Raw genomic sequence first — 6,444 nt, 5'->3', positions numbered from 1 at the left:
CGGATATGTGATCGGGCGTTCGGTTGAGAAGGCCGCCCCGGCCTTGGCCGGGGCCGTGCAAGGGCGCAAAAAGGGGGGTAACGATGAGTGACCCCATCGACCTGGCCCAAGAGGCCGAGGAGCGGTATCGCGCCGTCGCCCTGCGCCGCCATCAGTTGCGAGCCGTCTGTAAGGAGCCCCTCACTCCGGGGGTCTGCGTCGCCTGCGGCGACCCCATCGCATCGGGGCGGCTGGCGGCCTTCCCCGTCGCCCGCCGCTGCATCGAATGCCAGCAGGACTTGGAGCGGGAGGCTCGGCGTCGCGGGTTGGATCGGAAAATGGAGGAGCGGGGGCGGTGAACTACGACGCAGCCAAGTTCTGGCTTGACTTTGTGGCGCTGCTGGCCGCAGGGGGCAGCGCCCTTTACACCTGGCTGGCTACACGGGGACGGGCTACCGACGACCGAATCGATGCCATGGAGACAGCGCTCGATGTGCGCCTGGACGACCAGGAGCGGCAGATGATTCGGGTGGAGGAGGTGCTGGCTGCCACCCCCACCCACCAGGATCTTGGGCGAATCCGCCAGAGGATCGACCAGATCGGTCAAGACCTGAGCGCCCTGCGGGGGTCGGCCCAGGAGTCGACCCACACCCTGCGACTGATTCAGGAACACCTGCTGAACGGGGGGAATAATAAATGAGCGATTACGCCGACCTGGTCGGCCAGGACATCCGCCTGCAACTGCTGCGCCTGCTGGCGCAGGATAGCGACTACGCTGTCAACGACACCGTGTTGGGCCAAGGGCTGCGCCTGCTCGGTCACGACCTGTCGAATGACCGGGTGCGGGCCGAGCTGGGCTGGCTGGAGGAGGTCGGGCTGGTCACTGTGCAGCCGGTGGGCCCCTACCGGGTGGCTCAACTGACCCAACGGGGGCTGGATGTGGCCCAGGGGCGGGCTCGGGTCGAGGGGGTGCGTCGCCCTGGACCGGGGGAGCTGTGATGCTGCGCAAAATCCTGGCGAAAATGGCCGTATCGGCGATGAAAGACGCGGAGCTGGTCTTCATCGGCATTCCGCTCGGGTTCGGGGTATCCATTGGGGCAACCCTGTGGATTCGGCTGTCGACCTGGATTGCCGGATGAGTCGCCCCAGCAACATCGACCTGCTGCCCGCCGAAATTCGCGAGGCGTTGCACGCCTGGCTGCGCTCCCCCGAGGTGACCCAGACGCAGGCACTCGACCGCCTGAACACCCTGCTGCATAGCGGGGGGTACGAGCTGCGAGTCAGCCGATCCGGCCTGAACCGCTACGCCCAACGCATGGAGGAGGTGGGGGCGCGGGTGCGCCAGAGCCGCGAAATCGCCCAGATGTGGGTCGAACGGCTGGGGGTGGACCGCTCCAGCGACGTGGGGCGACTGACCACCGAGATGGCGATGACCACCACCTTCGAGGTGATGCAGCGGCTGCAAGATGTCGAGATGACCGAAGAGACCGTCGGCCCCCTGATCGAGCAACTCAACAACCTGAGCCTGACGATACAGCGCCTGGAGCGGTCGGCCTCGGAGTCGATCAAGCGGGAAAAGGCGATCCGGGAGGAGGCCCGCAAGCAGGCGCAAATTGAGGCGGCCGACATCTTCGAGCGCGAAGCCAAGGCGGCGGGGGCGTCGCTGTCGTTGGTCGAAAAGGTGCGCCGGGAACTCGGGGTGCTCTGATGGGGCGAGCCAGGATCTTACCGGCCAACCCAGACGCCATATTCCTGCCCTATCAGGCGGCGTGGATCAAAGACACCAGCCGCCTGAAGCTGGCAGAAAAGCCGCGTCAGGTGGGGTGGTCTTGGTCTGCCGGGTACACCTGCGCCGAGCGTACCGGGCGAGCCGACGCCAAGTTCGACCAGTGGGTGAGCAGCCGCGACGAAATGCAGGCCAAGCTGTTCATCGAGGACTGCAAGCTGTGGGCAAAGGTCATCGACTTGGCGGCCGAGGATGAAGGCGAGGTGGTGCTCGACCCCAAGCAAAACCTATCGGCCTACGTCTTGCGCTTCGCCAACGGCAAGCGCATCCATTCGATGAGCAGCAACCCCGACGCCCAGGCGGGCAAGCGGGGGGGGCGGGTGCTCGATGAGTTTGCCCTGCATCCCGACCCCCGCAAGCTGTGGTCCATCGCCTACCCCGGCATCACCTGGGGCGGATCGCTTGAGGTCTTCAGCACCCACCGGGGCACCCACAACTTTTTCAATCAGCTGATCCGCGAGGTGCGCGAAAAGGGGAACCCCAAGGGGATCAGCCTGCACAGCATCAACCTTCAGCAGGTACTGGAACAGGGGTTTTTGTACAAGCTGCAACAGGCACTAGCCCCCGACGTCGAACAGCAAGACATGGACGAGGCCGAATACTTCGATTGGGTCCGCTCCGGCTGTGCCGACGAAGAGAGCTTCCTGCAAGAGTACATGTGCCAGCCCGCCGACGACGATGCGGCCTTCTTGGAATACGACCTGATCGCCTCGGGGGAGTACCGCGCCGGAGAGGATTGGGAGATCACCCTGGAGCAGGCGCGCAGCGAGCGCCGCGAGCTGTACGCAGGGCTCGACATCGGCCGTCACCGCGACCTGACGGTGCTGTGGGTGGTCGAGCGGCTGGGGGACGTGCTCTACACCCGCAAGGTGATCGCCTTGGCGCGGATGAGCAAACCCGACCAGGAGCGCATTGTGTGGCCGTGGCTGGCCTGCATGAGCCGGGTATGCATCGACTATACCGGCCTGGGCATCGGCTGGGGCGACGACGCCCTGGCTCAGTTCGGCAGCTACCGCATCGAGAACGTGACCTTCACCCCACGGGTGAAGGAGGCGTTGGCCTATCCGATCAGGGGGCGCCTCGAAGATCGCACCCTGCGCCTGCCTCAAGACGGGGTGATCCGCTCCGACCTGCGCATGGTGACCAAGCAGACCACCAGCGCCGGAAATGTGCGCTTCACCGCCGAGCGCACCAAGGACGGCCACGCCGACCGCTTTTGGTCGTTGGGGCTGGCGATTCATGCAGCGGCTACCCCTGCTGCCCCCATCGAGTTTGCCAGCACCGGACCCCGTGTATCCGCCAACCTGACGATGGATGACCGCATCTCCGCGCGCCGCTTCACCGACACCGGCTTCGGCACGGTAGCCGGTCGCGTGAACCTGGGAGGATTCTGATGAACGCAGAAGCCGCCAAGCCGGATTTCACCGAGATCGCCACCACCAACGACGGCCGCGACATCACCCGTGGCTACGTCGACGCCTTGCCGTACCTATCCAGCAGCGACTCGGTGCTACGAACGCAGGGCGGCGACCTCACCGTCTACGAGGAGTTGCTGCGCGACGACAAGATCGGCTCGACCCTGCAACAGCGCCGCTTGGCGTTGATTGGCAAGGAGTGGGACATCGAGCCCGGCGGCTCGCGGGCCCTCGACAAGGCGGCCGCCAAACACCTCAAGGAGCAGATTTCTGCCCTCCAGTGGGACCAAAAGTGCGGAAAGATGCTTTACGGTCTGATGTACGGGTACGGGGTGGCCGAGTGCCTGTGGCGGCGCGACGGTCGCTTCGTCACCCTGGACGACATCAAGGTACGCAAGGCCCGTCGTTTTGCCTGGTCGCCCAGGGGGGAGCTGCTGCTACGCACGACCTCCAACCCCATGGGCGAATTGATGCCGCCCCGCAAGTTCTGGACCTGGGAAGTGGGCTCGGACAACGACGACGAGCCCTGTGGCCTGGGTCTGGGCCACTGGCTCTATTGGCCCGCCTTCTTCAAGCGCAACGGCATGAAGCTGTGGCTGCAATTTCTCGACAAATTCGGCATGCCGACCGGGGTCGGCAAGTACAAGGGCACCCCAACCCCAGAAGAAAAAGCCCGAATGCTGGCGGCTCTGGCGGCGATCCAGTCCGATTCCGGCATCCTCATCCCAGACGGAATGCTGATCGAGCTGCTCGAAGCGGCTCGCTCCGGCACCGCCGATTACGCCACCCTCTACGACCGCATGGACGCCGCGATTGCGAGGGTCGTACTGGGTCATGAGGGGAGCAGCAGCTCGACCCCCGGCAAGCTGGGGGGTGAGGACAACGCCATGGAGGTGCGCGACGACCTGGTACAGGCCGATGCCGACCTGCTCGACGGATCGTTCAACGCCACGGTGGCCAAATGGCTCACCGAGTGGAATTTTCCCGGCGCCGCGACCCCAAAACTCTTCCGCCGCATCGGCGATCAGGTCGACGCCAAGGCCGAGTCCGAGGTGGCCAAGAACCTGGTCCAGGTCGGGTTTAGGCCGAGCCTCAAGCACGTTCACGACACCTTCGGCGGCGAGTGGGAGGTGGTCGAAAACACCCCGGCTCCGCCCCCCGCCCCCCTTGTGCCGGCACAACCCGACGGCGGAGGCGACCCGGGTGCGCCCGCCTTTGCCGAGGGGCAGGACGACCCCATCGCTGGCATCGATGCCGCCCTGCAAGAGCAGATCAACACGCAGATTCAGGCGTGGTTCGAGAAGGAAATCGACGATGTGCTCGACCATGCCGAGAGTCTGGATCAGATCCCCACCCTGTTGCTGGCGAGGCTGCCCAACATGAGTGTGGAGGGGATGAGCCAGGCGATGGCCGAGGCGATGGCGGCCGCCCATTTGCGGGGTCGGTCCGACATCTTGGAGCAGGCTGGTGGGGGCTGAATACGGCTCGCTCCCCTTCAAGGAGCAGATCGACTTTTTTAGGGACAAGGTCAACCTGCCCACCAAGGCGTGGACCGACCTCTGGCAGGGGATGCACGCCCGCGCCTTCGTGGTGGCCGGAGCGACCCGCGAGGCGCTGCTGAGTGACCTGCGCGGCTTGGTCGACGACGCCATCGCCAAGGGAACATCCCTGCAAGAGTTTCGCAAGGGCTTCCGCGCCGCCGCAGCCAAACACGGCTGGAGTTACAACGGCGGCGAGGGTTGGCGGGCCAAGACCATCTATGGCACGAACCTGCGCACCAGCTACCAGGCCGGTCGCTACAAACAGATGACGGCGGTCGCCAAGACCCGCCCCTTCTGGCAGTACCAACACAGCGAGTCGGTGCGCTATCCCCGTCCCGCACACGAAGGCTGGAACGGCCTGGTGCTGCGTTGGGACGATACTTGGTGGGACGTCCACTTCCCCCCCAACGGCTGGGGTTGTCGCTGTTCGGTGCGCACCCTGAGCCAACGCGACCTGGAGCGACTGGGCAAGGAGGGCCCCGACGAGGCCCCCAAGGAGGAGCCTCGCACGGTGGACATCGGCACACGAGGGCCGGTTGAGGTCAAAGACAAGGGGATCGATCCAGGCTGGGATTACAACGTCGGCAAGACGGCGTGGGGGCAGCCGGTCGCGCAAAAGGTCATGGAGGAATGGCGGGCCATGAAGGGGGATGCCTGGGAAGTGCTGTCGCCGGGCAAGCCTGCCGACTACGGACGGTCCGAGCGGATGCCGGTGGATGCAACGACCGCCAAGTTGGTGAAGAAGGCAGCCACGGCGGAGGAGTCGCGCCAGCAGATAGAGACGCTGCTGGGCCATGTGCCCGAGAAGGTGTTCAACCTGGGTGGTGTTGTGCCGGTAGTGGTCAACGCCCAGGTATTGGCCGATCACCTGGCGTTGAGTCGCACCCCGTTCCTGCCCGCGCTGATCGACGCCTTGAGCGACCCCTATGAAGTATGGGGCTCGTTCCAGCGCCACAAGGGCACCGGCCGGGTTGTGCTGCGGGTGAGGGCGATGAAGGTGGTCAGGCTCGACAGTACGCGGTCGTTGCTGGTGGTGTTCGATGCGCGTAACGGCGCGCTCGAATCTTGGACGGCGATCCCGAGCAAGGATCTGAAGTACGTGGAAAAACAACGGGAGGGGGTGCTGCTGTACGGAAGGTAGGGCCCTCGCTCCCAATCACCTGGGCGGGCGGACGATGATGGCGACGCCTTAAGGGGGTGATCCCGGCGCCGCCTCGCCCGAGACCAGCAGCGTACAATGATCACCCCGAACGGGGCAAGTTCCCCCCAGGAGTCCCCCATGGCCGGAGCCTTCGCCCAGGCAACCCCCTACGGCAACCAGCAGGTGTTGCGCACCCTTCAGCGGCTGATCGAGTTCGGCGGTGATCCCGCCGCCGCCTGGCTCGATGTCGGCGAGGTGATGCTCAATCGCACCCTGGAGCGGTACGACCAGCAGGTCGACCCCGAGGGACGCCCCTGGCTCGATCTGGCTGAGTCCACCCTACGCCGCAAGCCCGCCGGGCTGCCGATCTTGGTCCTCGATGGTTTTATGCGCGACTCGTTCAGCTACACAGCCGACGGCTCGGGGATGGCTTTGGGGACCAACAAGATCCAGGCCGCCACCCACCAGTTCGGCGACGACAGCCGGGGCATCCCCGAGCGCCCCTTCTTGGGGGTCAACGACGAGGACGAGGAGCGGATTTTCGAGGTCTTCCAGGATCACCTGGCGTTGGCGATGGGGGGT

The 6,444-nt window shown here is 65.4% G+C and carries 7 protein-coding genes and 1 pseudogene; all 8 read left to right on the top strand.

From position 1 onward, the window contains the following. Window positions 1-83: 83 nt before the first annotated feature. Entirely contained in the window at window positions 84-338 is a 255-nt protein-coding gene (locus AUJ55_05535) for a hypothetical protein (GenBank protein OIO58129.1), read from the top strand. Continuing rightward, the gene (locus AUJ55_05530) at window positions 335-679 is read left to right on the top strand and encodes a hypothetical protein (GenBank protein OIO58128.1); all 345 of its coding nucleotides are present in this window, start codon (window positions 335-337) and stop codon (window positions 677-679) included. Before AUJ55_05535 ends, AUJ55_05530 begins: the two co-directional genes overlap by 4 nt. Further along, the gene (locus AUJ55_05525; GenBank protein OIO58127.1) at window positions 676-978 is read left to right on the top strand and encodes a hypothetical protein; all 303 of its coding nucleotides are present in this window, start codon (window positions 676-678) and stop codon (window positions 976-978) included. Before AUJ55_05530 ends, AUJ55_05525 begins: the two co-directional genes overlap by 4 nt. 136 nt (window positions 979-1,114) lie before the next feature. Next, on the top strand, window positions 1,115-1,687 hold the full coding sequence (locus tag AUJ55_05520; protein ID OIO58126.1) for a hypothetical protein: 573 nt from the start codon (window positions 1,115-1,117) through the stop codon (window positions 1,685-1,687). After that, window positions 1,687-3,045, top strand: a pseudogene (locus tag AUJ55_05515) (hypothetical protein). Before AUJ55_05520 ends, AUJ55_05515 begins: the two are co-directional and overlap by 1 nt. A 113-nt stretch (window positions 3,046-3,158) precedes the next feature. Then, window positions 3,159-4,658, top strand: a complete 1,500-nt coding sequence (locus AUJ55_05510; GenBank protein OIO58125.1) for a hypothetical protein — start codon at window positions 3,159-3,161, stop codon at window positions 4,656-4,658. Next, window positions 4,612-5,862 carry a hypothetical protein gene (locus tag AUJ55_05505; GenBank protein OIO58124.1) on the top strand — a complete coding sequence of 417 codons (1,251 nt, stop codon included), beginning with the start codon at window positions 4,612-4,614 and terminating at the stop codon, window positions 5,860-5,862. The genes AUJ55_05510 and AUJ55_05505 overlap by 47 nt, the downstream gene beginning before the upstream one ends. A gap of 138 nt (window positions 5,863-6,000) precedes the next feature. Then, a partial coding sequence (locus tag AUJ55_05500; protein ID OIO58123.1) for a phage virion morphogenesis protein occupies window positions 6,001-6,444 on the top strand: 444 nt, incomplete at its 3' end.

The sequence above is a fragment of the Proteobacteria bacterium CG1_02_64_396 genome (genome assembly GCA_001872725.1).
In the GTDB taxonomy this organism is placed as follows: domain Bacteria; phylum Pseudomonadota; class MNWR01; order CG1-02-64-396; family CG1-02-64-396; genus CG1-02-64-396.
The sequence above is the reverse complement of the archived record's forward strand: the minus strand, read 5'-3'. Positions and strand labels throughout refer to the sequence as shown.

What these genes read in the sequence shown, in the direction of transcription:
- AUJ55_05510 (OIO58125.1), top strand. Translation starts at nt 3,159, where the DNA reads ATGAACGCAGAAGCCGCCAAGCCGGATTTCACCGAGATCGCCACCACC.
- AUJ55_05525 (OIO58127.1), top strand. Translation starts at nt 676, where the DNA reads ATGAGCGATTACGCCGACCTGGTCGGCCAGGACATCCGCCTGCAACTG.
- AUJ55_05535 (OIO58129.1), top strand. Translation starts at nt 84, where the DNA reads ATGAGTGACCCCATCGACCTGGCCCAAGAGGCCGAGGAGCGGTATCGC.
- AUJ55_05520 (OIO58126.1), top strand. Translation starts at nt 1,115, where the DNA reads ATGAGTCGCCCCAGCAACATCGACCTGCTGCCCGCCGAAATTCGCGAG.